The sequence below is a fragment of the Rathayibacter sp. AY2B7 genome (assembly GCF_002931635.1).
Classification (GTDB): domain Bacteria; phylum Actinomycetota; class Actinomycetes; order Actinomycetales; family Microbacteriaceae; genus Rathayibacter.
This window is the reverse complement of the sequence record NZ_PSUC01000002.1, coordinates 1-26,404: the sequence shown is the minus strand read 5'-3', so window position 1 is coordinate 26,404 and position 26,404 is coordinate 1. Positions and strand designations below refer to the sequence as shown.

The window sequence follows — 26,404 nt, the reverse complement described above, 5'->3', positions numbered from 1 at the left end:
GGCGCGAGGAGGCGCCGGGATCGGGGCTGACGGTTTCAGCGGACAAGGGTCTCCTGGATGTCGGTCGCGCGGCGGGTGATCTCGGCCGCGATCCCCGAGGGGCCGGCGCCGAGCACGCTGCGCGACTCGCTGACGATGGTGGCGGCGCTCAGCGCGCCGAACAGCCGCTGCGCGTCCGCGACGGCTGCGCCCTGGTGGCCGAAGCCGGGCGCGAGCACCGGGAGAGCGGGGTGCAGCGGCTCGTCGATGCCGATGCCGAAGTCGCCCAGGGCGACAGTGGCGCCGAGCACCACGCCGACCGAGCCGATCGACGCGCGAGCGTGAGCGTGGTTCCAGGATGCCACGTCCGCCACGACCGCGCGTGCCACGGTGGATCCTGCCCGGCCGCCGTCCTGCACGAGGGCGCGCTGCACGGGGCGGGCCTCGGGGTTGGAGGTGGCTGCGAGGACGAACACGCCCTTGCCGGCCTCCTCGGCGAGGGTCAGCATCCCCTCGAGGGAGCCGAGCCCCTGGTAGGCCGCCGCGGTCATGGCGTCCGCCTCGAGCGGTGAGCCCGGCCGGAGCCACGCCTCGGCGTAGGCGGTGACGCTCGTGCCGATGTCGCCGCGCTTGACGTCGGCGATCACCAGCAGTCCGGCCTCGCGCGCGTCGGCGAGCACGCGCTCGAGCGCGGCGTAGCCCGCCGAGCCGTGCCGCTCGAAGAACGCGATCTGCGGCTTCACCACGCCCACACGGCCGGCCGCCGCCTCGACGACCGTGCGTCCGAAGCTCTCGAGCCCGGCCGCGTCGTCGGCGAGGCCCCACGCGTCGAGCAGGTACGCGTGCGGGTCGATCCCGACGCAGAGCCGGCCGTGCGCGGCGAACGCCGCCTCGAGGCGCGAGCCGAAGGAGGCGGTGCCCGCCGCGCCGCCGCTCACGCGGTGCGCTCCGCGCGGCGCAGGGCGTAGTCCTGCAGGCTCGTCACCTCGAAGGGCTCGTTCGCCGCGTCGAGCGAGGCGACCGCCGCCGCGAGCTGGGCGATCGTGGTGAACAGCGGCTTGTCCGCGGCGACCGCGGCCGCGCGGATCTCGTAGCCGTCGGCGCGGGTCGCTCCTCCGCTGGGCGTGTTGATCACCACGTCGACCTCGTCGCGGGCGATCAGCTCGACGATGGAGGGCGCGTCGCCCTCGGCGGTCTCGCTGTACTTGCGGACCACGCGGGCCTGGATCCCGTTGCGGTTCAGCACCTCGGCCGTGCCCTCGGTCGCGAGGATGTCGAAGCCGAGCTGGCGCAGGCGCAGCGCGGGCAGGACGATCGAGCGCTTGTCGCGGTCGGCGACCGAGATGAAGACGGTCCCGCTCGCCGGCATGCCGCCGTAGGCGGCGTCCTGGCTCTTCGCGAAGGCGCGCGGGAAGTCGCGGTCGATCCCCATGACCTCGCCGGTGGAGCGCATCTCGGGCCCGAGCAGCGAGTCGACGATCTGGCCCTCCTTGGTGCGGAAGCGCTTGAACGGCAGGACCGCCTCCTTCACCGCGATGGGAGAGTCCATCGGGACGTCGGAGCCGTCGCGCTCGGGCAGCAGGCCCTCGGCCTTCAGCGCGGCGATGGTCTCGCCCACCATCAGGCGCGACGCGGCCTTCGCGAGCGGGATGCCCAGCGCCTTCGACACGAACGGCACGGTGCGCGAGGCCCGGGGGTTCGCCTCGAGCACGTAGAGCACGCCCTGGCCGATCGCGAACTGGACGTTCAGCAGTCCCCGGACGCCGACGCCCTGCGCGATCGCAAGGGTCGCCTCCCGCACCTGGTCGATCTGGCGGCGGCCGAGCGTCACCGGCGGGAGCGTGCACGCCGAGTCGCCGGAGTGGATGCCGGCCTCCTCGATGTGCTCCATCACGCCGCCGATGTAGAGCTGCTCGCCGTCGAAGAGCGCGTCGACGTCGATCTCGATCGCGTCGTCGAGGAAGCGGTCCACCAGCAGCGGGTGCGCCTCGTCGATGATCCCCTCGCCGGCCATCCGCTCGAAGTAGTCCTCGAGCTGGGGCGTGCCGTAGACGATCTCCATGCCGCGCCCGCCGAGGACGAACGACGGACGGACGAGGACCGGGTAGCCGATCTCCACCGCGACCTCGCGGGCGCCGTCGAGGTCGGTCGCGGTGCCGTTGCGCGGAGCGAGAAGTCCCGCCTCGTCGAGGATCCGCGAGAACGCGCCGCGCTCCTCCGCGAGGTCGATGTTCGCGGGGGTGGTGCCGAGGATGGGCACGCCGGCCGCCTCGAGACCCGCGGCGAGGCCGAGCGCCGTCTGGCCGCCCAGCTGCACGACGACGCCGACGAGCTCGCCGGACTGCGACTCCGCGTGGATGACCTCGAGCACGTCCTCGAGCGTCAGCGGCTCGAAGTAGAGGCGGTCCGAGGTGTCGTAGTCGGTCGAGACCGTCTCAGGGTTGCAGTTGATCATGATCGTCTCGAAGCCCGCGTCCGAGAGCGCGAACGAGGCGTGCACGCAGGAGTAGTCGAACTCGACCCCCTGGCCGATGCGGTTGGGGCCGGAGCCCAGGATGACGACCTTGCGGCGGTCGGCGGCGACGACCTCCGTCTCCTCGTCGTACGAGGAGTAGTGGTACGGCGTGAGCGCCGGGAACTCGCCCGCGCAGGTGTCGACGGTCTTGTAGACCGGGCGCACGTCCAGCGCGTAGCGGGTGCGGCGGACCTCCGCCTCGTCGAGCCCGCGGAGCTCGGCGATCTGCGCGTCCGAGAAGCCGTGGTCCTTCGCCAGGCGGAGGAGTCCGGCGTCGAGGCCGTCGTGCTCGCGCACCAGGTCGGCGATCTCGTTGATCAGCACGATCTGGTCGAGGAACCAGGGGTCGATCTTCGTGGACTCGAACGCCTGCTCGACCGTGGCTCCCAGGCGCAGCGCCTGCTGCACGGTGACGATGCGGCCGTCGGTCGGGGTCCTCGCGATCTCGAGGAGCTCCTCGACCGAGCGCTCCTGCGCGCCCCAGTGGAACGACGAGCCGCGCTTCTCGAGCGAGCGGAGCGCCTTCTGCAGCGCCTGCGCGTAGTTGCGGCCGATCGCCATCGCCTCGCCCACCGACTTCATGGTCGTGGTCAGCGTCTTGTCGGCGGCCGGGAACTTCTCGAACGCGAACCGCGGGACCTTCACGACCACGTAGTCCAGCGTCGGCTCGAAGCTCGCCGGCGTCACCTTGGTGATGTCGTTCGGGATCTCGTCCAGGCGGTAGCCGATGGCGAGCTTCGCGGCGATCTTGGCGATCGGGAAGCCGGTCGCCTTGGAGGCGAGGGCGGAGGAGCGGGAGACGCGCGGGTTCATCTCGATCACGATGATCCGGCCGTCCGCCGGGTCGATCGCGAACTGGATGTTGCAGCCGCCGGTGTCCACGCCCACGTCGCGGATGATCCGGATGCCGATGTCGCGCAGCTTCTGGTACTCGCGGTCGGTGAGGGTCAGCGCCGGTGCGACGGTGATCGAGTCGCCCGTGTGCACGCCGACGGGGTCGACGTTCTCGATCGAGCAGACGACGACCGTGTTGTCGGCCGTGTCGCGCATGAGCTCGAGCTCGTACTCCTTCCAGCCGAGGATCGACTCCTCCAGGAGAACCTCGGTGGTGGGGCTCTGGTGCAGGCCGTCGCCGACCATCCGCACCAGCTCCTCGCGGGTGTAGGCGAAGCCGGAGCCCAGGCCGCCCATGGTGAACGACGGGCGGATGACGAGGGGGTAGCCCAGGTCCTCGGCGTACTCGATCGCCTCGTCGACGGTGTGCGCGATGTAGGACTTCGCGACGTCGGCGCCCGCGTCCAGCACCAGCTGCTTGAAGATCTGGCGGTCCTCGCCGCGGTTGATCGCCTCGAAGCTCGCGCCGATGAGCTCGACGCCGTACTTCTCGAGGATCCCGAGGTCGTGCAGCTGGATGGCCGCGTTCAGGGCCGTCTGCCCGCCGAGGGTCGGCAGGATCGCGTCCGGCTTCTCCTTGGCGATGATCGCCTCGATCGCCTTGGGCGTGATCGGCTCCACGTAGGTGGCGTCGGCGAAGTCGGGGTCGGTCATGATCGTCGCCGGGTTGGAGTTGACGAGGATCACGCGCACCCCCTCGGCGCGCAGCACGCGGCAGGCCTGGGTGCCGGAGTAGTCGAACTCGACGGCCTGTCCGATGACGATCGGGCCGGAGCCGATGACCAGGACGCTCTGGATGTCTTCCCTGCGCGGCATTACTTCTGCTCTCCGATGCTGCTGGTCGTGGGGATGTCGGTGGGCTCCGAGGCCCCGCGCCCGGCCGTGCGCTGCACGACCATCTCGCGGAAGCGGTCGAAGAGGTGGTTGGAGTCGTGCGGGCCGGCCGCCGCCTCCGGGTGGTACTGCACCGAGAAGGCGGGGATGTCGAGGCAGCGCAGGCCCTCCACGACCGAGTCGTTGAGGGAGTAGTGGCTGACCTCGACGCGGCCGAAGCCCTCGGGCGAGTCCAGCTCGCCCTCGATCGGCGCGTCCACGGCGAATCCGTGGTTCTGCGAGGTGATCTCCACGCGGCCGGTGAGCTTGTCGAGCACGGGCTGGTTGATCCCGCGGTGGCCGAACGGGAGCTTGTAGGTGCCGAAGCCGAGAGCGCGCCCCAGCAGCTGGTTGCCGAAGCAGATGCCGAAGAACGGCAGGTCGGCGCGCAGGGTGGTGCGCAGCAGCTCGACGTGGCGGTCCGAGGCCTCGGGGTCGCCGGGGCCGTTGGAGAAGAAGAGCGCGGACGGGTCGAGCGCGAGCACCTGCTCGGCGGTCACCGACTCGGGCAGCACGTGGACGTCGAAGCCGCGCTCCGCGAGGTAGTCGACCGTCGAGGTCTTCACCCCGAGGTCGATGACCGCGACCGAGCCGACGCGCTCGCCGCGGGCGGGCACCGTGTACTGCTCGTCGGTCGAGACCGAGGAGGAGAGGTTGAGCCCCTGCATCTGCCGGCCGCCGAGGACCAGCGCGAGCTGCTCCTCCTCGGGGAGGGCGAGGTCCTCGCCGGAGAACACGCCGGCGCGCATCGAGCCGGCCGAGCGGATGTGGCGGGTGATCGCCCGGGTGTCGACGCCGGAGATCCCGACGATGCCGTCGGTCTCCAGGTCGTCGCCGAGGGAGCGCTGCGCGCGGAAGTTGGAGACGACGCGGGAGGGGTCGCGGACGACGTAGCCGGCGACCCAGATGCGGCGCGACTCCATGTCCTCGTCGTTGGTCCCGGTGTTGCCGATGTGGGGCGCGGTCTGCACGACGATCTGGCCGGCGTAGCTCGGGTCGGTCAGCGTCTCCTGGTAGCCGGTCATGCCGGTGGCGAAGACGATCTCGCCCAGGGTGCGGCCTCGGGCGCCGTAGGCCTGTCCCCGGAATCGTCGTCCGTCCTCGAGGACGAGGACGGCGGTGGGTTCGGTGCTGAGGCGTGTCGTTGGCACGGACTAGGAGCCCTTCTGGGTCGTGTCGGGACCGCCGTCGGCGGCTCCGGGGTGGGAGGGGGAGGAACGGGGGCCGGCGAGGCGCTGCAGCTCGGCGACCAGGTGCGCCCGGAGGGCGGGCTCGGCCACGCGGAGGTAGCTGTCGACGGTCTCGTCGCCGCGGGGCGACCAGGAGATCACGAGCAGGCCGCCCTCCTCGACGACGCGGTCGATCACGTAGCTGCCCTGGCCCGCTCCGCGCAGGAGGGAGGCCGGGATCACCGTCTCGCGCTCGCCGACGGGGGCGATCACGACGCCGCGCTCGTGGAGGCGCAGCACCGCGTTGCCGCGGAAGCCGAGCCCCGGCAGCACGACGCGCTCGAGCGGCTGCTCGAAGCGGGTCGTGGCCACGTACGGGAGGTCGACGCGCTCGACCTCGGCGCCCAGCGAGGACGCGGGCACGGGCTCCGGCGCGAGGGCGGCCGAGCGGCGGCGCCGCGCGCGCCAGGAGAGCAGCATGCCGACGAAGACGAGGACGACGACCGCGGCGATGACGATCGTGATCGCGGCCCTATCCACGGGAGGCCTTCGCGGAGGCGGCGACGACCGCCGCGTCGACGAGCTCGCCGTCCAGCACGGTCGGGAAGCCCCGGTGGAGGGTGGCGACGACGCGGCCCGGCAGCTCGCGACCGAGGTACGGGGAGTTGCCGCTGCGGCCGCGCAGGTCCTCGACGGAGAAGCGGCGGCGCGCCTCCGGGTCGTAGAGCACGACGTTCGCGGCGGCCCCGACGGCGAGGCCGCGGTCGTAGCCGTCGAGCCGGCCGATGCGGGCGGGGGCGGAGGAGAGCACGCGCGCGACGTCGGACCAGCTCATCCGCCCGTCCTCGACGACGGCGGCGTGCACCACGCTCAGCGCGCTCTCGAGGCCGACCATGCCGAACGCCGCGGCGTCCCACTCGCAGTCCTTCGCCTCGACCGGGTGCGGCGCGTGGTCGGTGGCGACGATGTCGATGGTGCCGTCGGCGAGGGCCTCGCGGAGGGCGAGCACGTCCTCGTCGCGGCGCAGCGGCGGGTTCACCTTGAAGCGGGCGTCGTAGCTCGGCCCGTCCTGGCCGGCGACGGCCTGCTCGGTGAGGAGCAGGTGGTGGGGGGTGACCTCGGCGGTCACGTCGATCCCCCGGGCCTTCGCCCAGCGGATGACGTCGACCGAGCCCGCGGTCGAGACGTGGCAGACGTGCAGGCGGGAGCCCACGTGCTCGGCGAGGAGCACGTCGCGGGCGATGATCGCCTCCTCGGCCACGGCGGGCCAGCCCTGCAGGCCGAGGGCGCTGGAGACGGCGCCCTCGTTCATCTGCGCGCCGACGGTGAGCCGCGGCTCCTGCGCGTGCTGGGCGACGACTCCGTCGAACGCCTTGACGTACTCGAGAGCGCGGCGCATCAGCAGCGCGTCCGAGACGCACTTCCCGTCGTCCGAGAAGACCCGCACGGCCGCGCGGCTGCGGGCCATCGCGCCGAGCTCGGCGAGCGACTCCCCCGCCAGACCCACGGTCACCGCGCCGATCGGGCGGACCGTCGCGTAGCCGGCGTCCTCGCCCAGGCTCTGCACCTGCTCGACCACGCCCGCGGTGTCCTGCACCGGCGAGGTGTTGGCCATCGCGAAGACGGCGGTGAAGCCTCCGGCGGCCGCAGCTCGCGTGCCGGTGAGGATCGTCTCGCTCTGCTCGAACCCCGGCTCGCGCAGGTGGGTGTGCAGGTCGACCAGGCCGGGCAGCGCCAGGAGGCCGTCGGCGTCGATCACGCGGGCCCCGCGCGAGTCGAGGTCGGCGCCGATCTCGACGATCACGCACCCGTCGATCAGCAGGTCGGCGGTCGACTCGTCGGCGAGCGTCGCCCCCGAGATCAGGATCCGCTCCGGCGCCGTGCTCTGAAGCGGCTGGGCAGTGCTCATCAGTGGACCTCCCGTTCGCCGGACAGCAGCAGGTAGAGCGCGGCCATCCGGACGGACACTCCGTTCGTGACCTGTTCGAGCACCGTGGAGCGGCTCGAATCGGCGGCCGCCGAGGAGATCTCGACGCCCCTGTTCATGGGTCCGGGGTGCATGACGATGGTATCGGGACCCAGCCGGGCGAGCCGCTCGTCGTCGAGGCCCCAGATCCGCGCGTACTCCCGGCCGTTGGGGAAGAACCCGCTCGACATCCGCTCGAGCTGGATGCGCAGGAGCATCACGACGTCGGGGAGCCCGGTGTCGATCGCCTCGTCCAGATCGAAGCGGATGGTCGCGGGCCAGTCGCGCGTGTCGACCGGCACGAGGGTCGGCGGTGCGACCAGGGTCACCTCGGCGCCCAGCGCCGTCAGCAGCCAGACGTTCGAGCGCGCCACCCGCGAGTGCAGGACGTCGCCGACGATGGTGACCGCGACGCCGTCGAGGCTCTTGCCGCGGGACGCGGAGGCCCCGTGCAGGCGCCGGCGGATGGTGAACGCGTCCAGGAGCGCCTGGGTCGGGTGCTCGTGGGTCCCGTCGCCGGCGTTGAGGATCGACGCGTCGATCCAGCCGCTCGCCGCCAGAACCGCAGGGGCTCCGGAGGCGCTGTGGCGGATGACCACGCCGTCGGCGCCCATCGCGGCGAGCGTCTGCGCGGTGTCCTTCAGGCTCTCGCCCTTGGAGACGCTGGAGCCCTTCGCGCTGAAGTTGATGACGTCGGCCGAGAGCCGCTTCGCCGCCGCCTCGAACGAGATCCGCGTGCGGGTGGAGTCCTCGAAGAAGAGATTGACCACGGTCTTCCCGCGGAGGGTCGGCAGCTTCTTGACCTCGCGGTTCTGCACGTCCGCCATGTCCTCGGCGATGTCGAGGAGGGCGATCGCGCTCGCGCGGTCGAGGTCGCGGGTCGAGAGCAGGTGCTTCACGGAGCCGTCTCCTCGCCGGCGGCCTGCGACTCGATCGCGACCAGGTCCTCGCCGTCCGTCTCGACGAGCCGGACGTTGATCCGCTCGCTCAGGCTGCTCGGCAGGTTCTTGCCGACGAAGTCCGCCCGGATCGGGAGCTCGCGGTGCCCGCGATCGACCAGCGCGGCCAGCCGCACGGCCCGCGGACGGCCGATGTCGCTGAGGGCGTCCAGGGCGGCGCGGATGGTGCGGCCCGAGAAGAGGACGTCGTCGACGAGGACCACTGTCCGGCCGTCGATGCTCGCGGGGACGGCGGTGCGCGCGGGGGTGCGGACCGGGTGCCGGGAGAGGTCGTCGCGGTACATGGTCACGTCGAGGGAGCCGGCGAAGACGGGGGGACCGTCCGGCTCGATCCGCGCGATCGTCTCGGCGATGCGCCTCGCGAGGGCGACGCCGCGCGTCGGGATGCCGAGGACGACCAGCGACTCGGGGCCGCGGTTCGACTCGAGGATCTCGTGGGCGATGCGCGTGAGCGCTCGCGTGATGTCAGCGCCGTTGAGCACGATTCGTGCCGTCACACCGACCTCCTTCCCCGCCTCACAGGACGGCTGTTAAAGGAAAAGCCGTGTCGAGTATAGGGGCCGTCGCGCGGCCCGCCGGACGGGCAGCCCGGGAACGACCTCGGCCCGCCCGATCACGGGGATCCGGCGGGCCGAGCAGGTCTCCGGGGCGGGTCAGGCCGTCGTGCGGGACTCCGCGACGGAGGCGAGGAGCCCGTTGATGAAGCCCGCCGAGTCGTCGGTCGACAGCGACGTGGCGGCCTCGACGGCCTCCGAGATGGCGACGCCGTCGGGCACCGCGTCGTTGTGCAGGATCTCCCACACCCCGATCCGGAGGATCGCGCGGTCGACCAGCGGCATGCGCGAGAGTGTCCAGCCCTGGGCGAGCCGGGCGATCAGCTCGTCGATCTCGTCGGCGTGGTCGATGACCCCGTCGACGATCTCGCGGGCGTAGAGCCACGAGGCCTCACGGGCCGGCTCGTTCGCCGCCCGCTCGGCCTCGGCGCGCAGCGACTGGGCGAAGCTGATCTGCCGGACGTCGGCGTTGTAGAGGATGTCGAGGGCGCGCTTGCGCGCCTTCGTGCGAGCACTCACGGGAGGCCCGGCTCAGCTGACGCGGCCGAGGTAGTCGCCCGTGCGGGTGTCGACCTTGACCTTCGTGCCCTGCTCGAGGAAGAGCGGGACCTGGATCTGGTAGCCGGTCTCGACCGTCGCGGGCTTGGTGCCGCCGGTCGAGCGGTCGCCCTGGAGGCCCGGCTCCGTGTAGGTGATCTCGAGGACGACCGAGGCGGGGAGGTCGATGTAGAGCGGGTCGCCGTCGTGCAGGGCGAGGGTCACGTTCTGGTTCTCGAGCATGAAGTTCGCCGCGTCGCCGACGACCGCCTCGGGGACGGTGATCTGGTCGTAGTCGCTGGTGTCCATGAACACGAAGTCCGCGCCGTCGCGGTAGAGGTACTGGAAGTCGCGGCGGTCGACGTTGGCCGTGTCGATCTTGGCGCCCGCGTTGAAGGTCTTGTCGACGACCTTGCCCGTGAGGACGTTCTTCATCTTGGTGCGGACGAAGGCGCCGCCCTTGCCCGGCTTGACGTGCTGGAAGTCGATGACGTTCCAGAGCTGGCCGTCGATGCTGAGGACGGTGCCGTTCTTGATGTCGGTGGTAGAGGCCATGCGAAGGGGGATCCGTTTCGGTGGAAGTCTGCGCCGGCGAGCCCGGTACGCGGGCGCGGCGATATCGGCCGGTCCGGCTGACCCGTCGAGTGTAGTCGACGCGGCCCCGTCGGCAGAGGAGTCTGGACGCCGCGTGCGAATCGCCCCACCGGTCCGCCGGAGCGCGAGACGGTGGCGGACCGACCCCGAGGAGGAGCACAGGGACGCCGTTCCCGCCGACACCGTCGTGCCGCCCTGGTACTCGATCGCGTTCACCGCGGTGCCGATCATCATCGCCGTCGTGATCGTGCTCGTCGTGGTGCTGATCATCGTGAACGCGCGCCGGGCGCGCTCGCTCGGAGTGGATCCGCTGACCCTGCGGACCGACGTCGCGGCCCGCTTCGCGCGCGAGGGTCCCGGCTCAGCCCGCCCGCTGGCGGACCGGCTCGCCGAGCTGGAGGCGCTGCGAGCGGCGGGCTTGATCACCGAGGCCGAGTACGCACAGGCGCGGAGGGCCGCCCTGGGTGGAGGCTGACGGCGCCGCCCGGGCTCAGCCGAGTCGGACCTACGATCCGATCTCCTGGTACGCCGCGAACAGCAGCGACGTCTCCGGCCCCTGCAGGATGCTCGGGCGGGCGATGTCGTCGAGGACCACGAAGCGGAGCATCCCCGCGCGGGTCTTCTTGTCGCGCTGCATCGCGGCGAGGAGCGTCTCCCACCGTCCGAGCGGGTAGCTCGTCGGCAGGGTCAGCGACTCGAGGACCCGGCGCTGGCGGTCCACGACCGCGTCGCTGAGCGATCCGGTCAGGCGCGAGAGCTCGGCCGCGAACATCATCCCGACGGAGACGGCCGCGCCGTGGCGCCACTGGTAGCGCTCTGCGTGCTCGACCGCGTGCCCGAGGGTGTGCCCGTAGTTCAGGATCTCGCGCAGGCCCTTCTCGGTGAAGTCCTCGCCGACGACCCGCGCCTTGATCCCGATCGACAGCTCGACCAGTCTGCGGAACTCCTCCGACGTCGGGTCCGTGGCCAGGTCGATGTCGGACTCGATGATGTCGAGGATGCGCGGCTCGGCGATCATCCCGTACTTCACGATCTCGCCGAAGCCGGCGAGGATCTCGTTGCGCGGGAGGCTGGTCAGCACGTCGAGGTCGGCGACGACCGCCCGCGGCGCGTGGAAGGCGCCGACGAGGTTCTTGCCCTCGGCCGTGTTGATGCCGGTCTTCCCGCCGACGGCCGCGTCGACCATCCCGAGAACGGTGGTCGGCACCTGCACCAGGTCGACCCCGCGGAGCCAGGTGGCGGCGACGAAGCCTGCCAGGTCGGTGATCGCGCCGCCGCCGAAGCCGACGACCACGTCCGTGCGGGTGAAGTCCGACTGCCCCATCACCTGCCAGCAGAAGGCCGCCACCTCCACGCGCTTCGCGGCCTCGGCGTCCGGGACCTCGGCGAGCAGCACCTCGTAGCGCTCGAGCAGGCTCTCGCGGATCTCGGCGGCGAGGACCGCGAGGGTCGGCGGGTGCACGATGAGCACCTTCGCGGCCCGGGGGCCGATCGCGTCGGCGAGGCCGTCGAGGAGTCCGCGCCCGACGTGGATGTCGTAGCCGTTCTCTCCGGCGACGGGGATGGCGGTGGTGCCGTCGTTCATGACTGTCTTCCGCTCGGGCGGCTCGTGGCCGCCGGGTCCGATGGTGCAGGGGTGGCGGAGGGGCGCTGCGCGCGCACCCACTCCGCGATCTCGGCGGCGATCAGGGTGATCGGCCGCCGGGAGGTGTCGACCACGGTGTCCGCGAGGGACTCGTAGACCGGGCGCCGCTCGTCGAAGATGCGGACCCAGTCGCCGACCCCGCCGCGCACCAGCGGGCGGGAGCCGGAGCCGAGCCGGTCGCGGACGGCCTCGGCCGTGGTGGTGAGGAGCACGACGGGGACGTCCGCGAGGTCGGCGCGCGTCGCGGGATCGAGCACCGCTCCCCCGCCGAGGCTCAGCACCACGTCGCGGCGGACGGCGCGTTCGACGACGCGGCGCTCCTCGCGGCGGAATGCCGGCTCGCCGTGGGCGTCGAAGTAGGGGGCGATCGGGCCGTGGGTGCGCACGAACTCCGCGTCGGAGTCGACGAACCCGGCGCTCAGCGCCTTCGCGACCCGCTTGCCGATCGTCGTCTTGCCGGCGCCCATCGGGCCGATCAGGACGAGGCGGGCGCGGGCCGCGCCGGTATCGTGACCCGCCATCAGCGGGCCGCCGAGGACGCGGCCATCAGGCGAGCCCGAGCGCCGGGTCGCTCGCGGCGGCCGTGCGGAGCTCGTCGGGGATGGCAGCGAGGTAGCCCTGCAGGTTGCGGCGGGTCTCGATGACGCTGTCGCCGCCGAACTTCTCGAGCACGGCGTTCGCGAGCACCAGGGCGACCATCGCCTCCGCGACGACACCGGACGCCGGCACCGCGCAGACGTCGGAGCGCTGGTGGTGGGCGCCGGCCGCCTCGCCGGTGGCGACGTCGACGGTGCGCAGCGCGTGCGGCACGGTCGCGATCGGCTTCATGCCGGCGCGGACCCGCAGCACGGTCCCCGTGCTCATCCCGCCCTCGGTGCCGCCGGCCCGGTCGCTGGACCGGGAGATCCCGGCGGCTGACTGGAACAGCTCGTCGTGCGCCTCCGAGCCGCGGCGGGTGGTGGTGAGGAAGCCGTCGCCGACCTCGACGCCCTTGATCGCCTGGATCCCCATCAGGGCCGCCGCGAGCTGGGAGTCGAGACGGCGGTCCCAGTGCACGTAGGAGCCGAGTCCGGGCGGGAGATCGTACGCGAGGACCTCGACCACGCCGCCGAGGGTGTCGCCATCGTCGTGGGCGCGGTCCACCTCGGCGACCATGAGGGCGCTGGTCGCGGCGTCGTGGCAGCGCAGCGGATCCGCGTCCAGGGCGGCCACGTCGGCCGGGCCGGGCAGCGGCGAGCCCTCGGGCACGCGGACCGGCCCGATGGCGAGGGTGTGGCTGACGAGCGAGACGCCGAGCTCGCCGAGGAAGCGGCGGGCGACGGCACCGAGGGCGACGCGGGCCGCGGTCTCGCGGGCGGAGGCGCGCTCGAGCACGTTGCGGGACTCGGGGAAGCCGTACTTCTGCATCCCGACGAGGTCGGCGTGGCCCGGGCGGGGCCGGGTGAGCGCGGCGCCGCGGCCCTTGGGCAGGCTCTCGGGGTCGCGGGGCTCCGCCGACATGACGTCGACCCAGCGCGGCCACTCCGTGTTGCCGATGCGCAGGGCGATGGGGCTGCCCATCGTCGCTCCGTGCCGGACGCCGGAGGAGATCGTCAGCTCGTCCTGCTCGAAGTTCATCCGGGCTCCGCGGCCGTAGCCGAGCTTCCGGCGCGCCAGATCGGCGCGGATGTCGTCGAGGGAGACGGGGACGCCCGCCGGCAGTCCTTCGAGGACGGCGACGAGTTCGGGACCGTGGGATTCCCCGGCCGTGAGCCAACGGAGCATCCTCCGATTCTGGCACACGAGGTCAGTGCGCCGGACCCGCCGAGACGGCTCGGCGCATCGCCGCGAGCACCTCGTCCTCACGATCGAGAGGCAGGGCCGGGTCGCCGCCGACGAAGATCCGCACCTGCACGAGTGCCTGGTGGAGCAGCATCCCGAGCCCGGAGACGACCGGGGAGCCGCCCTGCTCCCAGCGCCGGGCGAGCGCGCTCGGCCACGGGGAGTACGCCACGTCGAACAGGGTCGAGCCCGCGACCGCCGCGTCGGGCACGTCGAGGCCGTCAGCCGCCCCGCCGGGGAGCGTCGAGATCACCAGCGGCGCTCCGGTGGACCAGTCGGCGAAGGAGCGGACCGAGAGCGGGACGCCGAGCGACTCCGCGAGCGGAGCGAGCTCGACGGCCCTCGACGCCGTCCGCAGGACGAGGTCGACCCGCGCCGCGCCCAGCTCGGCGGCGGCGGCCAGGGCGGAGGCGGCGGTCGCTCCCCCGCCGAGCACCTGGACGCGCTCCGCCGAGACGACGCCCGCCTCGGCGAGGGCGCGCACGATGCCCGCGACGTCGGTGTTGAACCCGCGGAGGCGGGGTGCCGGACCGGAGCGGTCGACCAGCACGGTGTTGACCGCGCCGGTGACCCGGGCGACCGCGTCCTCCTCCGCCAGCAGCGGGCGCACCGCGTGCTTGAGCGGCATGGTCAGCGACAGGCCGTGCCAGGGCTCACCGGACACGACCTCGGAGAGGGTCGCCTCCGTCGTCTCGACGGCGCGGTAGCTCCAGTCGAGTCCGAGCACCCGGTAGGCGGCCGCGTGCAGCGCGGGCGACTTCGAGTGCGCGATCGGCGCGCCGAGGACCGCGAGGCGGGACCCGGCGGCCGTCACTGGTACTCCGGGTGGTCCCGCATCCAGGCCTGCCACTGGTCGACGGCCGCGTTGTGCTCGGCGTCGGTGGTGGAGTAGACCGTCTCGCCCGTCTCGAGGTTCACCGTGACGAAGTACATCCAGGTGCCGTCCGCGGGGTGCATGACCGCGTCGATCGCCACGTCCCCCGGGTTCGAGATCGGCGCGGGCGGCAGACCGTCGCGCTGGTAGGTGTTGTAGACGTTGCCGGCGTCGTTCCGCTCGGCGTCCGTGGTCGAGACGCGGTCGGTCGCGCCGGTGCCGTACGCCACGGTCGCGTCCGACTGCAGGCGCCACCCCTGGTCGAGGCGGTTCTGGAACACGCGCGCGACCTTCGGGAAGTCCTCGGCGACGCGGGCCTCGCGCTGCACGAGGGACGCGAACACCACGACGCGGTAGCGGTCGTCCACCGGCACACCGGCCTGGTCGAGCGACTGGTACATCCGGTCGACCAGCGTCTTCAGGATGTCGTGCGCCGGCGTCGACGGGTCGATGTCGTAGGTCGCGGGGAACAGGAACCCCTCGAGGCTCGTCGCCCCGGCCGGGAGCCCGAACGAGCCCCAGTCGGCGGCGGCCGCCTCGAGGTCCGTCAGCGCGACCCCGGTACCGTCCGCGATGAGCGGCAGCGCCTCCTTGAGCGCCGTCCCCTCGGGGATGACGAAGGTGTTCGCGAGGCGCGTCGACTCGGAGTCGAGCAGCGCCGACAGTGCGGCCTTGGCGCTCATCTCGGCCTTGAGCGAGTACGCGCCGGGCTGGAAGACGGGCTCCGGGCTCTGGGCGAGGAGCAGGTCGTAGAAGGGGTCGTACGACTTGATGACCCCGTCCGAGACGAGGTTGTTGGCGATGTCGCTGCCGCCGTCGCCCTGGTGGATCGTGAACAGCACCTCGCTCGAGCCGGTGCCGGTGAAGTCGGTCGGCTCAGGCTCGGCGAACAGGCCGCGCACGGGCTCGAGGAAGATCGTGACGGCGATGGCGACGAGCGCGGCGAAGACGCCGAAGGCCAGAAGCCCGCCGATGAGCCCGCGGCGGCTGCGGCGCTTCTTCGCGCCGCCCGTCGCGCGAGCCGCGCGGCGACGCTTCGGGCGCGCGTCCGGGTCGAACGCGGCCGCGTCGTCGCGGCCACGGGGCTCGGGCACGTCGGGCCCGGTGAAGAGGCGGCCCAGCGGATCGTGCGCCTCAGTCGGCGCGGGCTGCTGCTCCGGAGTCGGGTCGGGCGGAGTCGGCTGCGCCTGCTCGGCGGCGCGGGCGTCGCGGCGGCTCGGGGGGACGTCGGTCACGAGGAGGTCCTTCGTTCGGTTCGAGCAGGACCCCGGCCGGGGTGCCGGCCGAGCGCTCGGAATCGATGGCGTGCTGCAGGATCACCACGGCGGCGACCTGGTCGATCACGGCTCGGGAGCCGCGGGTGGTGCGTCCGGAGCGGTGCAGGGCGCTCTGAGCGGTGACGGTCGACAGCCGCTCGTCGACGAGCCGCACCGGAGCGGTGGGCACCGCCTCGGCGAGCAGTCGAGCGAATCCGCGCGCGTCCTCCGTCGAGGCCGTCTCGGCCCCCGACAGCGACAACGGCAGTCCGACGATGATCGCCTGGGCATCGTACTCGGCGGCGAGGTGCGCGATCCGGGAGACGTCCGAGGATCCGCCGTCAGTGCCCGCCCGCGCGACCGTCTCGACGGGCACCGCGAGCAGACCGTCGGCGTCGCAGCGGGCGACCCCGATGCGGGCACGGCCCACATCGATGCCGAGCCGAACGCCGAACCGGCCCATTCAGCTGGTCGCTTCCTGCACCACGGCCTCGAGCGCCGCGCCGATGGCGGAGACGTCGGAGCCGCCGCCCTGGGCGAGGTCGTCCTTGCCGCCTCCGCCGCCACCGAGGATCCCGGCGGCGCGCTTGGCGAGCGCACCCGCGCGGCGGCCCTGGTCGCGGGCGGCCTGGTTGGTGGCGACGATCACCGCGGGCTTGCCCGAGACGTCGGCGGCGAGCGCGACGACGGCCGGCTCCTGGCCGAGCCGCTCGCGGACGGAGGTCACGAGGGAGCGCAGCTCGTCGGTCGATCCGGCGGAGCCGATGCTCTCGGCGACGACGGTCGTGCCGCCCACGGTGCGGCGGGTCGCGGCGAGGGCGGGCACCCGGTCGGCGAGGGCCTTGGCCTCGAACGCGGCGATCCGCTTCTCAGCGGCCTTGAGGCTCGCGACGAGCTCGCCGATCCGCTCGGGGAGCTGCTCGCGCGGGGTCTTCAGCGAGGACGAGATCGTGCTGACGAGGGCGCGCTCGGCGGCGAGCTCCTGGAAGGCCTCGCGGCCCACGAGCGACTCGACGCGGCGGTTGGTCGATCCGACCGAGGACTCGCTGACCAGGCTGATCACGCCGACCTCGGACGAGCGCCCGACGTGGGTGCCCGCGCAGAGCTCGCGCGACCAGGGCCCGCCGATGTCGACCACGCGGACGACGTCGCCGTACTTCTCGCCGAAGAGGGCCATCGCGCCGAGCGCCTTCGCCTCGTCGATCGGGAGCTCGCGCGTGACGACCTCGAGGTTGTCCCGGATCGCCGTGTTGGCGATCTCCTCGATCTCGCTGCGGGTCTCGAGCGAGAGGGCCTGGTTCCACGAGAAGTCCAGGCGCAGGTAGCCCGCCTTGTTGTAGGAGCCGGACTGGTGCGCCTGCGGGCCGAGCACCTGGCGCAGCGCGGCGTGGATGAGATGGGTGCCCGAGTGCGCCTGCGTGGCGCCCCGGCGCCAGTCGCGGTCGACGACGGAGGTGGCGGCGTCGCCCACTCCGACCTCGCCGCTGGCGACCTGGACCTTGTGGCTGATGAGACCCTTGACGGGCTTCTGCACGTCGAGGACCTCGAGATCGAAGCCGGAGCCGACGATGCGGCCGGCGTCGGCCTCCTGGCCGCCCGACTCCGCGTAGAGGCTGGTCGCCTCGAGGATCACCTCGGCGATGTCGCCCGCGACCGCCTTCGTGACGGAGTGCCCGCCGACGATGAGGCCGAGGATGCGCGTCTCGGTGTCGAGCACGTCGTAGCCGGTGAACAGCGTCTCGCCGTGGGCGCGGAAGTCGGCGTAGACCGAGAGATCGGCCAGCGCCGACTTCTTCGACTTCGCGTCGGCCTTCGCACGCGTGCGCTGCGCGGTCATGAGGGAATCGAACGCCTCGCGGTCGACCGTCAGACCCGACTCCTCGGCGATCTCGAGGGTGAGGTCGATCGGGAACCCGAAGGTGTCGTGCAGGAGGAACGCGGTGTCGCCCGGCAGCGTCGGCGACTCGGCCTTCTTCGTCTTCAGGACCGCGAGGTCGAGGATCTCGGTGCCGGCCGCGAGGGTGCGGAGGAACGCCTCCTCCTCGCCGTAGGCGCTGGTCGAGAGGCGCTCGAACTCCGTGGACACCTCGGGGTAGGCCGACGCCATCGCGTCGCGCGAGGCGGCGAAGAGCTCGGGGAACGTCGCGGTGTCCACTCCGAGCAGGCGCATGGCGCGCACCGTGCGGCGCATCAGGCGGCGGAGGATGTAGCCGCGCCCCTCGTTGGACGGCGTCACGCCGTCCGACAGCAGCATCAGCGAGGAGCGCACGTGGTCGGCGATGACGCGCATGCGGACGTCGTCCTCGTGGACGGCTCCGTAGCGGCGGCCCGAGAGCTCGGCGGCGCGGTCGAGGACCGGACGGACCTGGTCGATCTCGTACATGTTCTCGACGCCCTGCTTGAGGAAGGCGACGCGCTCGAGGCCCATGCCGGTGTCGATGTTCTTGCGCGGCAGCTCGCCGAGGATGTCGAAGTCGACCTTGCTCGTGCCCTCGCCGCGGAGGTACTGCATGAAGACGAGGTTCCAGATCTCCACGTAGCGGTCGTCGTCCGTCGCCGGGCCGCCGTCGATCCCGTAGGCGGGGCCGCGGTCGAAGAAGATCTCGGAGCAGGGGCCGGCAGGGCCGGGCTGGCCGGTCGACCAGTAGTTGGTGTCCTTGTCCAGGCGCTGGATGCGCTCGTCCGGCAGTCCCGCGATCGTCTTCCAGAGCGCGATCGCCTCGTCGTCGTCCTTGTAGACGGTGACCCAGAGGTCCTTCTCGTCGAAGCCCAGTCCCCCGTCGCTCTCGGCGCCGGTGAGCAGCTCCCAGGCGTAGCCGATCGCCCCCTCCTTGAAGTAGTCGCCGAAGGAGAAGTTGCCGTTCATCTGGAAGAAGGTGCCGTGACGAGGCGTCTTGCCGACCTCCTCGATGTCGTTGGTGCGGATGCACTTCTGCACGCTGGTGGCACGCGGGTACGGCGCGGGGACCACTCCGGTGAGGTAGGGCACGAACGGCACCATGCCGGCGACGGTGAAGAGGAGGCTCGGGTCCTCGCTCACGAGGGAGGCGGAGGGGACCACGGTGTGGCCGCGGCTCCCGAAGAAGTCGAGCCAGCGGTTGCGGATGTCTGCGGTCTGCATGGGTTCCGTTACGGTTCGGTCGGTGACGACGCGGATGTCGGGCGGCGGGGCGTCAGCCCTCGCCGATGGCGGCCTTCAGTTCGGCCTCGCGCTGGTGGTAGCCCTCGGAGACGGCCTCGCCGAGCTCCTTCGCGGTGCGGTTGATGTCGGCGAAGAGCCGAGCGCCCGCCTCGGTGCGCGAGACCTGGTGGGCGACCGCGAATCCGAGGCCGATCCCGATGACGATCAGGAGGATGTTCTTCACGGGGTGTCCTTCCACAGCGGCGGAGCGGGCGCGACGGCCCGTTCGATTCTAGGGCGCGGGCGCGGCGCTACTTCGAGCGCGGCCGCTTCGTGCGCTTCGCAGCGGAGCGGCCGACCGCGGCTCCGGCCTTGTCGGCCGTGCGTCCGGCGACGAGCACGGCGCGGACTCCGGCGGTGAAGCCGGCGAGCTTGATGAGCGGACCGCCGACGGTCGCGGCCGTGAGGGCGACGAGCGCGTTGACGTTGCCGGTGACCTCGGCGACGTCCTTGGTGATCGTGTCCACCCGCGCGAGCTGGTGGTTGGCCTCGCGGAGGGTGGAAGCCGACTCGTCGAGGATCGGCGTCAGGCCGTCGCCGGCCTGCTTGATGGCCTCGCTCGTGCTGTCGAAGACGCGCCCGAGCTTCCAGAGCGGGACGGCGGTGATCGCCACCAGGATCGCGAACACCCCCGCGGCGATGAGCCCTGCGATGTCTCCACCGGTCACGGTGACCTCCGTTCGATGCCGCCCAGCGCGGCACTCCAGCCTACCGACGGGCCGCGACGCGGGCGGACCCGGGGACCGGCGCTCGGCTCGGGTGCGACGGCCGGATCGGGCGCAGCGCGGCACTCTCGGAGCGCGGCGGGCACTCCGGATCGGGACCCCGGGAACGGGAAAGGCCCCGGTGCGGACACCGGGGCCTTTCTCTGCGGGGCTGGACTCAGCGGGCCGCGTAGTACTCGACGACGAGCTGCACTTCGCAGGTCACGGGGACCTCGGCGCGCTTCGGGCGGCGCAGGAGCGTCGCCTGCAGCTTGTCGATCTCGACCTCGAGGTAGCCCGGGGTCTTGGGGAGGACGTCGACGTGTCCACCGGCGGCGGCGACCTGGAAGGGCTCGGTGCCCTCGGAGCGGGTCTTGACGTGGATGACCTGGCCCGGCTTCACGCGGAAGGAGGGGCGGTCGACCGTCTTGCCGTCCACCATGATGTGGCGGTGGGTGACGAACTGGCGGGCCTGCGCGGTGGTGCGGGCGAAGCCCGAGCGCAGGACGAGGGCGTCGAGGCGCATCTCGAGGAGCTCGACCAGGTTCTCACCGGTCAGGCCCTGGGTGCGGCGCGCCTCCTGGAAGGCGATGCGGAGCTGCTTCTCGCGGATGCCGTACTGGGCGCGCAGACGCTGCTTCTCACGCAGGCGGACCGCGTAGTCGGAGTCGGCCTTGCGCTTCGAGCGGCCGTGCTCACCGGGAGCGTAGGGACGCTTCTCGAGGTAGCGGGCGGCCTTCGGGGTCAGGGGGATGCCGAGGGCGCGCGAGAGGCGCGTCTTCGAGCGGGTACGGGACGTGGTCGACACAGTGGTCCTTCCAAGGTCTGAGAGGTTCGGTCGCAGCTCTCGACCGCCGGCTCCGGGAGGAGGGCGGTCGCCGCGGTCGTGTCCTCCGCGGGTGCGGGGGAAGGGTGACCGCAGTGGCGGGCTGCGCGATTCAGAGGGATGCGCTGCTCCGCTCGGCTACAGAGCGGTGGGCAACCTCGCAAGACTATCAGGCCACGGCCTCCCGTGCGGGTCGCGCGAGCTCGCGGTCGGCGCGGTCAGCCCCGGTCGCCGCGGATGATGCGCAGGAGCTTCGCCAGGCGTGCGGAGACGTCGCGCTCGTTGCCGTGCTCGGTGGGCCGGTAATACCGCGCGCCCTGGAGCGGATCCGGGAGGTACTGCTGCTCGAGGACGCCGAGGTCGGCGTCGTGCGGGTACCGGTAGCCCTTCCCGTGGCCGAGCTTCTTGGCGCCGGGGTAGTGCGCGTCGCGCAGGTGCGCCGGCACGCGGCCCGCGCGGCCCGCGCGCACGTCCGCGATGGCCGCGTCGATGGCGGAGTAGGACGCGTTCGACTTCGGGGCGGTCGCCAGGTGCACGACCGCCTGGGCGAGCGGGATGCGCCCCTCCGGCATGCCGATGAACTGCACGGCGTCCGCCGCGGCGATCGCGACGACGAGCGCCTGCGGGTCGGCCATGCCGATGTCCTCGGACGCGGAGACGATGATGCGGCGGGCGATGAACCGCGGATCCTCCCCCGCCTCGATCATCCGGGCCAGGTAGTGCAGCGCCGCGTCGACGTCCGAGCCCCGGATGGACTTGATGAAGGCGCTGATGACGTCGTAGTGCTCGTCGCCGTTGCGGTCGTAGCGCAGCAGGGCGCGGTCGACGGCGCGCGCGACGACCTCGGTCGTGATCACGGGGAGCGCGGGCTCCGCGGCGGCGGCCTCGACGGGAGCGCCCTCATCGTCCTCGTCCTCCTCGTCCGGGTCCTCCGCGGCGGCGGCGCGGGCGACCCGGTCGGCCTCGCGGGCCTCCGAGCGGGCGGAGGTGGCGGCGGCCTCGAGCGCGGTCAGCGCCCGCCGGGCGTCTCCGGAGGCGAGCCGCACGATGCTCGCCCGGGCCTCCTCCTCCAGCGTCACGGAGTCGCGCAGACCCCGCTCGTCGTGCAGGGCGCGGTCGACCAGGACGCCCAGGTCGTCGTCGCTGAGCGGCTCGAGGGTCAGCAGGAGCGAGCGCGAGAGCAGCGGCGCGATCACCGAGAACGAGGGGTTCTCGGTCGTGGCCGCGATGAGGATGACCCACCCGTTCTCGACCCCGGGCAGCAGCGCGTCCTGCTGGGCCTTGGTGAAGCGGTGGATCTCGTCGAGGAAGAGCACGGTGGACGTGCCGTAGAGGTCGCGGGTGGAGAGCGCCTCCTCCATCACCTGCCGCACGTCCTTCACGCCCGCCGTGACGGCGGAGAGCTCGACGAAGCGGCGGCCGCTGGAGTGGGCCACCGCCTGCGCGAGCGTGGTCTTGCCCGTGCCGGGAGGGCCCCAGAGGATCACGGACACCGCTCCCCGCTCCCCCGTGGTGTCGGCGGCGAGGGCGACCAGGGGCGAGCCGGGCGTCAGGAGGTGGCGCTGGCCGGCGACCTCCTCGAGGCTGCGCGGCCGCATCCGCACGGCGAGCGGAGTCGCCCCGGAGCGGAGTCCGGCCTGCTGCATGGTCATGCCCCCAGCGTAACGACGGCCTCCGACAGAGCCCCGGCCCGACTGCCCGGCGCGACGGAGCGGCGTTTGTCGCGCCTCCGGCGGTTCTCGTAGGCTCGACGCGGCCTGCGTGCGCGGGCCGCCGCGCCGAAGCCGCGCGGACGAGGACGTCGGAGGAACACGTGGCCCAGGGCAAGTCGAACGACCGCGAGGCGCGCACCCGGCTCCGGGCCTATCAGGCCCGTCAGAGCCTCCACCGCTCGAGGCAGAAGCGGCGCGTGCGCGACAACGTGATCGCGGCGATCGCCGCCGTCGTCGTGATCGGGCTCGCCGTCGTCGCCCAGATCCTCTACTTCTCCGGCGGCCCCGGCACCCCGGTCGCCGAGCCGACCTCCTCCTCCTCCGCGACCCCGACGCCCGAGGCGACGGGGTCGAACACCGGCGACGTCCCCTCCTCCGACATCGCCGAGGGCCGCGACTGGACGGGCACGCTCACGATCGGCGAGGACCCGCTGGGCATCACGCTCGCCGGCGCGGCCGCCCCGCAGGCGGTGTCCTCCTTCATCTCGCTGACGCAGTCCGGCTTCTACGACGGCGTCTCCTGCCACCGCCTCACCACGGAGGGCCTCTACGTCCTCCAGTGCGGCGACCCGGACGGCGACGGCACCGGCGGACCGGGCTACAGCTACGGTCCCGTCGAGAACGCGCCCGAGGACGGCGTCTACCCGGCCGGGACCATCGCGATGGCCCGCCAGGGCGGCAACGGCTACAGCCAGGGCAGCCAGTTCTTCGTCGTCTACCAGGACACGACCCTGCCCGCCGACGCGGCCGGCGGGTACACCGTGCTCGGGCAGGTCACCTCGGGACTCGACGCCCTCGTCAGCGACGTCGTGTCGAAGGGCACGGCCGACGGATCGGGTGACGGCGCCCCCGCCGAGCCCGTGTCCATCACCTCCGTCTCCGTCCAGTAGCCGCACCCGCGGCGTCGTCACGGTCCGCCCGCGCGGGGAGTGCAATAGGCTTGTCGTCACTGCCCGTTCGCGGCCGAGCGCGGTCTTCGGCCCTCCGGCCGTCGAGCCCCACCGGCCGACGACGCGACGGGCACCGAGAAGCACGACATCGAACAGCAAGGTGAGGCTCCGAGCGATGAGTGACCAGCAGCCGTGGGGACGGGTCGGCGACGACGGGACGGTCTACGTCCGCGTCGGCGACGGGGAGCGAGAGGTCGGCCAGTACCCCGATGCGACTCCCGAGGAGGCGCTTGCCTACTACGAGCGCAAGTACACGGAGCTCGCCGGGCAGGTCTCCCTGCTCGAGCAGCGCGCCAAGCGGGGCGCACCCGCCGGAGACGTCGCCCGCACGGTGCAGTCGCTGTCCGCGGCCATCGCGCAGGCGAACGCGGTCGGCGACCTCGAGTCGCTGCAGACCCGGGTCGACGCGCTGAGCGGCTCCGTCGAGGATCTGACCGAGCAGCAGGCGGCCGAGTCGAAGGCCGCGCTCTCCGAGGCCCTCGCCTACCGCGAGGCCATCGTCGCCGAGGCCGAGGCCCTGGCGGCGGTCGACCCGGCGAAGACGCAGTGGAAGCAGGCCAGCGCCGCGATCGACGACCTCTTCGCCCGCTGGCAGAACCACCAGCAGCAGGGTCCGCGCCTGCCCAAGAACGACGCGAACGAGCTGTGGCGCCGGTTCCGCGGTGCGCGCACCACGATCGAGCAGAACCGCAAGGCGTTCTTCGCCGACCTCGACTCCGCGCACCGCGAGGCCAAGCAGGCCAAGCAGGCGCTCATCGACCAGGCCGAGGCGCTGGTGCCCCAGGGCGCCGACGCCATCCCGGACTACCGCGCGCTCCTCGAGCGCTGGCGGGTCGCAGGCCGTGCCGGCAAGCGGTTCGACGACGCGCTCTGGGCGCGCTTCAAGGCCGCCGGCGACGCGATCTACGGCGCCAAGGCCGAGATCGTCGCTCAGGAGAGCGTCGAGTACACCGAGAACCTCGACCTCAAGCTCGCCCTCCTCGAGGAGGCGGAGTCGCTCCTGCAGGAGCAGGACCGCGAGAAGGCCAAGCGGGTGCTGCTCTCGATCCAGGAGCGCTGGGACGCCGTCGGCCGCGTGCCGCGCGAGCAGGTGCGCACCGTCGAGGACCGCCTCCGCAAGGTCGAGGCGCACGTCCGCAAGCTCGACGAGGAGCACTGGAACCGCAGCAACCCGGAGCGCAAGGCCCGCTCCGAGGGTCTCGCCTCGCAGCTGACCGCCGCGATCCAGAAGCTCCAGGACGAGCTCGACGAGGCGAAGGCGCGCGGCGACCGCGACGCGATCGCCCAGGCGCAGGAGGCGCTCGACGCCCGCAAGGTCTGGCTCGACGCGATCGGCTAGACCCGCTCCGGCGGATCCCTCCACAGATCCGCTCGCGACGCTCCAGAGGGGAGGTGCATCGGCCAGCATGGCCGGATGCGCCTCCCCTCCGTGCTCCTCCCCGGGCACCTCCCTCTCGCGGAGCTGTGCGCCGCCCGCCTCGATGGCGAGCTGGTCGCGCTCGGCGAGGGCTTCCTCGTCGCGGACCTGCCCCTGGGGGCGCCAGAGCGGGCCGCCTCCCTGCGCTCGCTGCTCCCCCGCGGCGCCGTCGCCGATCGTCTCTCCGCCGCGTGGGTGCACGGAGCGACGCACGGCCCACCGCCGGTGCACAGCGCCTCGATCGACCGGCGGAAGCGCCGGCAGGCGCCGTCGAACCCCCGCCTGCGCTGCCACGAGGTCCTGCTCGACGAGGACGACGTCGTCCTTCTCGGCGGCGCGCCGGTCACGTCGCCTGCCCGCACCCTGATCGACCTCGCCCGGACGGAGGACGCGGGCGCGATCCTCCGGGCGCTCTCTCGGAGCACCCGGACCGGCCTCGACGCCGTCCTCGCGAGGCTGGAGGAGGGCAGCGCCGTCGCCGGACGGAGGATCGTCGGACGACGGCTGCGGGCGGCGCTCGGCGAGGCGCCGCCCGGGGATCAGCCCGCGTTCACCCGGTAGACGTCGTAGACGGCGTCGATCCGGCGCACGGCGTTCAGCACGCGGTCCAGGTGGGTGGTGTCGCCCATCTCGAAGACGAACCGGCTGATCGCCAGCCGGTCGCTCGAGGTCGAGACCGTCGCCGAGAGGATGTTGACGTGGTGCTCCGAGAGGACGCGCGTCACGTCGCTCAGCAGGCCCGAGCGGTCCAGCGCCTCGACCTGGATCTGCACGAGGAAGATGCTCTTGGAGGACGGCGCCCACTCGACGTCGACGATCCGCTCCGGCTCCTTCAGCAGCTCCTGCACGTTGTGGCAGTTCGCCTGGTGCACGGAGACGCCGGCTCCCCGCGTCACGAATCCGACGATCTGGTCGCCCGGAACCGGGGTGCAGCACTTCGCGAGCTTCACGAGGATGTCCGGCGCACCCTTCACGAGGACGCCCGACTCGCTGCTCCGGCTCCGCGGCCGAGGCGAGCGCGGGAGGGTGACCTCGTTCTCGTCCGACTCCGGATCGCCCTGGATGGAGGAGACGACCTTCTCGAGCACCGACTGGGTCGAGACGTGGCCCTCGCCGACGGCCGCGTAGAGCGCCTCGACGTCGTTGTAGCGCAGCTGGCTGGCCACCTCGGTGAAGGTGTCCTGGCTCATCAGCTTCTGCAGCGGCAGGTTCTGCTTCCGCATCGCCCGGGCGATGGAGTCCTTGCCCTGCTCGATCGCCTCGTCGCGCCGCTCCTTGGTGAACCACTGCCGGATCTTGTTGCGTGCCCGGGGGCTCTGCACGAAGTGGAGCCAGTCCTGGCTCGGTCCCGAGTCGGGGTTCTTCGAGGTGAAGACCTCGACCACGTCGCCCGTCGTCAGAGCCGACTCGAGCGGCACGAGGCGCCCGTTGACCTTGGCGCCCATCGTCCGATGCCCGACCTCGGTGTGCACCGCGTAGGCGAAGTCGACCGGGGTCGCACCAGTCGGCAGGCCGATCACGCGTCCCTTCGGGGTGAAGACGTAGACCTCCTTGGCGCCGATCTCGAAGCGGAGGGAGTCGAGGAACTCGTTCGGGTCGGTGGTCTCCGACTGCCAGTCCGAGAGGTGCGCGAGCCAGGCGAGGTCGGTGTCGTTCGATCCGGAGGTGGGCACCTTGCCGGTGGCCATCTGCTCCTTGTACTTCCAGTGCGCCGCGATGCCGAACTCCGCGTGCTGGTGCATCTCGTTGGTGCGGATCTGGATCTCGACCGCACGCCCCTTCGGCCCGACGACCGTCGTGTGCAGCGACTGGTAGAGGTTGAACTTCGGAGTGGCGATGTAGTCCTTGAACCGGCCCGGCATCGGCGTCCAGCGGGCGTGGATCGAGCCGAGCACGGCGTAGCAGTCGCGCACCGAATTCACGAGGACGCGGATGCCGACCAGGTCGTAGATCTCGTCGAACTCGCGACCGCGGACGA

At 72.3% G+C, this 26,404-nt stretch carries 24 protein-coding genes and 1 pseudogene; 4 read left to right on the top strand and 21 right to left on the bottom strand.

The genetic code is table 11. The features are described 5' to 3' along the window. Positions 1-35: 35 nt before the first annotated feature. The 9 genes from pyrF to efp form a co-directional block, all read right to left on the bottom strand. Positions 36-917: an orotidine-5'-phosphate decarboxylase gene (gene pyrF / locus C5C27_RS00610; protein ID WP_104313182.1), complete on the bottom strand. Its 882-nt coding sequence runs from the start codon at positions 915-917 to the stop codon at positions 36-38. Then, positions 914-4,204, bottom strand: coding sequence for a carbamoyl-phosphate synthase large subunit (gene carB / locus C5C27_RS00605; protein WP_104221829.1), 3,291 nt, complete (start codon positions 4,202-4,204; stop codon positions 914-916). The genes pyrF and carB overlap by 4 nt, the downstream gene beginning before the upstream one ends. Further along, on the bottom strand, positions 4,204-5,412 hold the full coding sequence (carA, locus tag C5C27_RS00600) for a glutamine-hydrolyzing carbamoyl-phosphate synthase small subunit (protein ID WP_104250389.1): 1,209 nt from the start codon (positions 5,410-5,412) through the stop codon (positions 4,204-4,206). The genes carB and carA overlap by 1 nt, the downstream gene beginning before the upstream one ends. A 3-nt stretch (positions 5,413-5,415) precedes the next feature. Beyond that, positions 5,416-5,970, bottom strand: coding sequence for a hypothetical protein (locus C5C27_RS00595; protein WP_104255383.1), 555 nt, complete (start codon positions 5,968-5,970; stop codon positions 5,416-5,418). Beyond that, entirely contained in the window at positions 5,963-7,339 is a 1,377-nt protein-coding gene (locus tag C5C27_RS00590; protein WP_104313180.1) for a dihydroorotase, read from the bottom strand. Before C5C27_RS00590 ends, C5C27_RS00595 begins: the two co-directional genes overlap by 8 nt. Continuing rightward, positions 7,339-8,295 carry an aspartate carbamoyltransferase catalytic subunit gene (locus tag C5C27_RS00585; protein WP_104224749.1) on the bottom strand — a complete coding sequence of 319 codons (957 nt, stop codon included), beginning with the start codon at positions 8,293-8,295 and terminating at the stop codon, positions 7,339-7,341. Before C5C27_RS00585 ends, C5C27_RS00590 begins: the two co-directional genes overlap by 1 nt. Next, complete coding sequence (gene pyrR / locus C5C27_RS00580) at positions 8,292-8,852, bottom strand: bifunctional pyr operon transcriptional regulator/uracil phosphoribosyltransferase PyrR (protein ID WP_104313178.1); 561 nt, start codon at positions 8,850-8,852, stop codon at positions 8,292-8,294. Before pyrR ends, C5C27_RS00585 begins: the two co-directional genes overlap by 4 nt. Before the next feature lie 156 nt (positions 8,853-9,008). After that, on the bottom strand, positions 9,009-9,428 hold the full coding sequence (nusB, locus tag C5C27_RS00575; RefSeq protein WP_104224751.1) for a transcription antitermination factor NusB: 420 nt from the start codon (positions 9,426-9,428) through the stop codon (positions 9,009-9,011). Between the two features lie 12 nt (positions 9,429-9,440). Then, positions 9,441-10,001, bottom strand: a complete 561-nt coding sequence (gene efp, locus C5C27_RS00570; protein WP_068210208.1) for an elongation factor P — start codon at positions 9,999-10,001, stop codon at positions 9,441-9,443. A gap of 133 nt (positions 10,002-10,134) precedes the next feature. Between efp and C5C27_RS17655 the strand changes: the two genes are divergently transcribed. Further along, complete coding sequence (locus C5C27_RS17655; protein ID WP_181133402.1) at positions 10,135-10,515, top strand: SHOCT domain-containing protein; 381 nt, start codon at positions 10,135-10,137, stop codon at positions 10,513-10,515. A 30-nt stretch (positions 10,516-10,545) separates the two neighbouring features. Here C5C27_RS17655 and aroB read toward each other — a convergent pair whose 3' ends face one another. The 11 genes and pseudogenes from aroB to C5C27_RS00510 form a co-directional block, all read right to left on the bottom strand. Next, positions 10,546-11,625: a 3-dehydroquinate synthase gene (gene aroB, locus C5C27_RS00560; protein WP_104239062.1), complete on the bottom strand. Its 1,080-nt coding sequence runs from the start codon at positions 11,623-11,625 to the stop codon at positions 10,546-10,548. Next, a complete protein-coding gene (locus C5C27_RS00555; protein ID WP_104225325.1) occupies positions 11,622-12,206 on the bottom strand; it encodes a shikimate kinase in 585 nt (194 codons plus the stop codon). Before C5C27_RS00555 ends, aroB begins: the two co-directional genes overlap by 4 nt. Before the next feature lie 25 nt (positions 12,207-12,231). Next, the gene (aroC, locus tag C5C27_RS00550) at positions 12,232-13,449 is read right to left on the bottom strand and encodes a chorismate synthase (protein ID WP_104313173.1); all 1,218 of its coding nucleotides are present in this window, start codon (positions 13,447-13,449) and stop codon (positions 12,232-12,234) included. A gap of 22 nt (positions 13,450-13,471) precedes the next feature. After that, positions 13,472-14,320 carry a shikimate dehydrogenase gene (locus C5C27_RS00545; RefSeq protein ID WP_258066457.1) on the bottom strand — a complete coding sequence of 283 codons (849 nt, stop codon included), beginning with the start codon at positions 14,318-14,320 and terminating at the stop codon, positions 13,472-13,474. Beyond that, positions 14,317-15,615, bottom strand: coding sequence for an endolytic transglycosylase MltG (gene mltG, locus C5C27_RS00540; protein WP_104313171.1), 1,299 nt, complete (start codon positions 15,613-15,615; stop codon positions 14,317-14,319). The genes C5C27_RS00545 and mltG overlap by 4 nt, the downstream gene beginning before the upstream one ends. Positions 15,616-15,625: 10 nt before the next feature. Further along, positions 15,626-16,099: pseudogene (ruvX, locus tag C5C27_RS00535) on the bottom strand (Holliday junction resolvase RuvX); the annotation flags it as partial. After that, positions 16,100-18,757 carry an alanine--tRNA ligase gene (gene alaS, locus C5C27_RS00530; RefSeq protein ID WP_104255387.1) on the bottom strand — a complete coding sequence of 886 codons (2,658 nt, stop codon included), beginning with the start codon at positions 18,755-18,757 and terminating at the stop codon, positions 16,100-16,102. A gap of 52 nt (positions 18,758-18,809) precedes the next feature. Continuing rightward, positions 18,810-19,001 (bottom strand): hypothetical protein, encoded by a 192-nt coding sequence (locus tag C5C27_RS00525; protein WP_104225329.1) that lies wholly within the window; start codon positions 18,999-19,001, stop codon positions 18,810-18,812. A gap of 67 nt (positions 19,002-19,068) precedes the next feature. Further along, the gene (locus tag C5C27_RS00520) at positions 19,069-19,485 is read right to left on the bottom strand and encodes a DUF948 domain-containing protein (RefSeq protein ID WP_104277674.1); all 417 of its coding nucleotides are present in this window, start codon (positions 19,483-19,485) and stop codon (positions 19,069-19,071) included. A 214-nt stretch (positions 19,486-19,699) separates the two neighbouring features. Beyond that, complete coding sequence (gene rpsD / locus C5C27_RS00515; protein ID WP_068210518.1) at positions 19,700-20,329, bottom strand: 30S ribosomal protein S4; 630 nt, start codon at positions 20,327-20,329, stop codon at positions 19,700-19,702. 236 nt (positions 20,330-20,565) lie between these two features. Continuing rightward, a complete protein-coding gene (locus tag C5C27_RS00510; RefSeq protein ID WP_104239056.1) occupies positions 20,566-21,999 on the bottom strand; it encodes a replication-associated recombination protein A in 1,434 nt (477 codons plus the stop codon). Between the two features lie 161 nt (positions 22,000-22,160). On the opposite strand from C5C27_RS00510, the gene C5C27_RS00505 reads away from it, so the two are divergent. From C5C27_RS00505 to C5C27_RS00495, 3 genes are all read left to right on the top strand, one after another. After that, complete coding sequence (locus C5C27_RS00505; RefSeq protein WP_104273293.1) at positions 22,161-22,949, top strand: peptidylprolyl isomerase; 789 nt, start codon at positions 22,161-22,163, stop codon at positions 22,947-22,949. Positions 22,950-23,124: 175 nt separating this feature from the next. After that, a complete protein-coding gene (locus C5C27_RS00500; protein WP_104313169.1) occupies positions 23,125-24,348 on the top strand; it encodes a DUF349 domain-containing protein in 1,224 nt (407 codons plus the stop codon). A 75-nt stretch (positions 24,349-24,423) separates the two neighbouring features. Then, positions 24,424-24,987, top strand: coding sequence for a type IV toxin-antitoxin system AbiEi family antitoxin (locus C5C27_RS00495; RefSeq protein ID WP_104313167.1), 564 nt, complete (start codon positions 24,424-24,426; stop codon positions 24,985-24,987). Here C5C27_RS00495 and C5C27_RS00490 read toward each other — a convergent pair. After that, positions 24,966-26,404: bifunctional (p)ppGpp synthetase/guanosine-3',5'-bis(diphosphate) 3'-pyrophosphohydrolase (locus C5C27_RS00490; RefSeq protein WP_146079580.1), on the bottom strand; the 1,439-nt coding region annotated here is incomplete at its 5' end. The two genes, C5C27_RS00495 and C5C27_RS00490, sit on opposite strands and share 22 nt — an antisense overlap.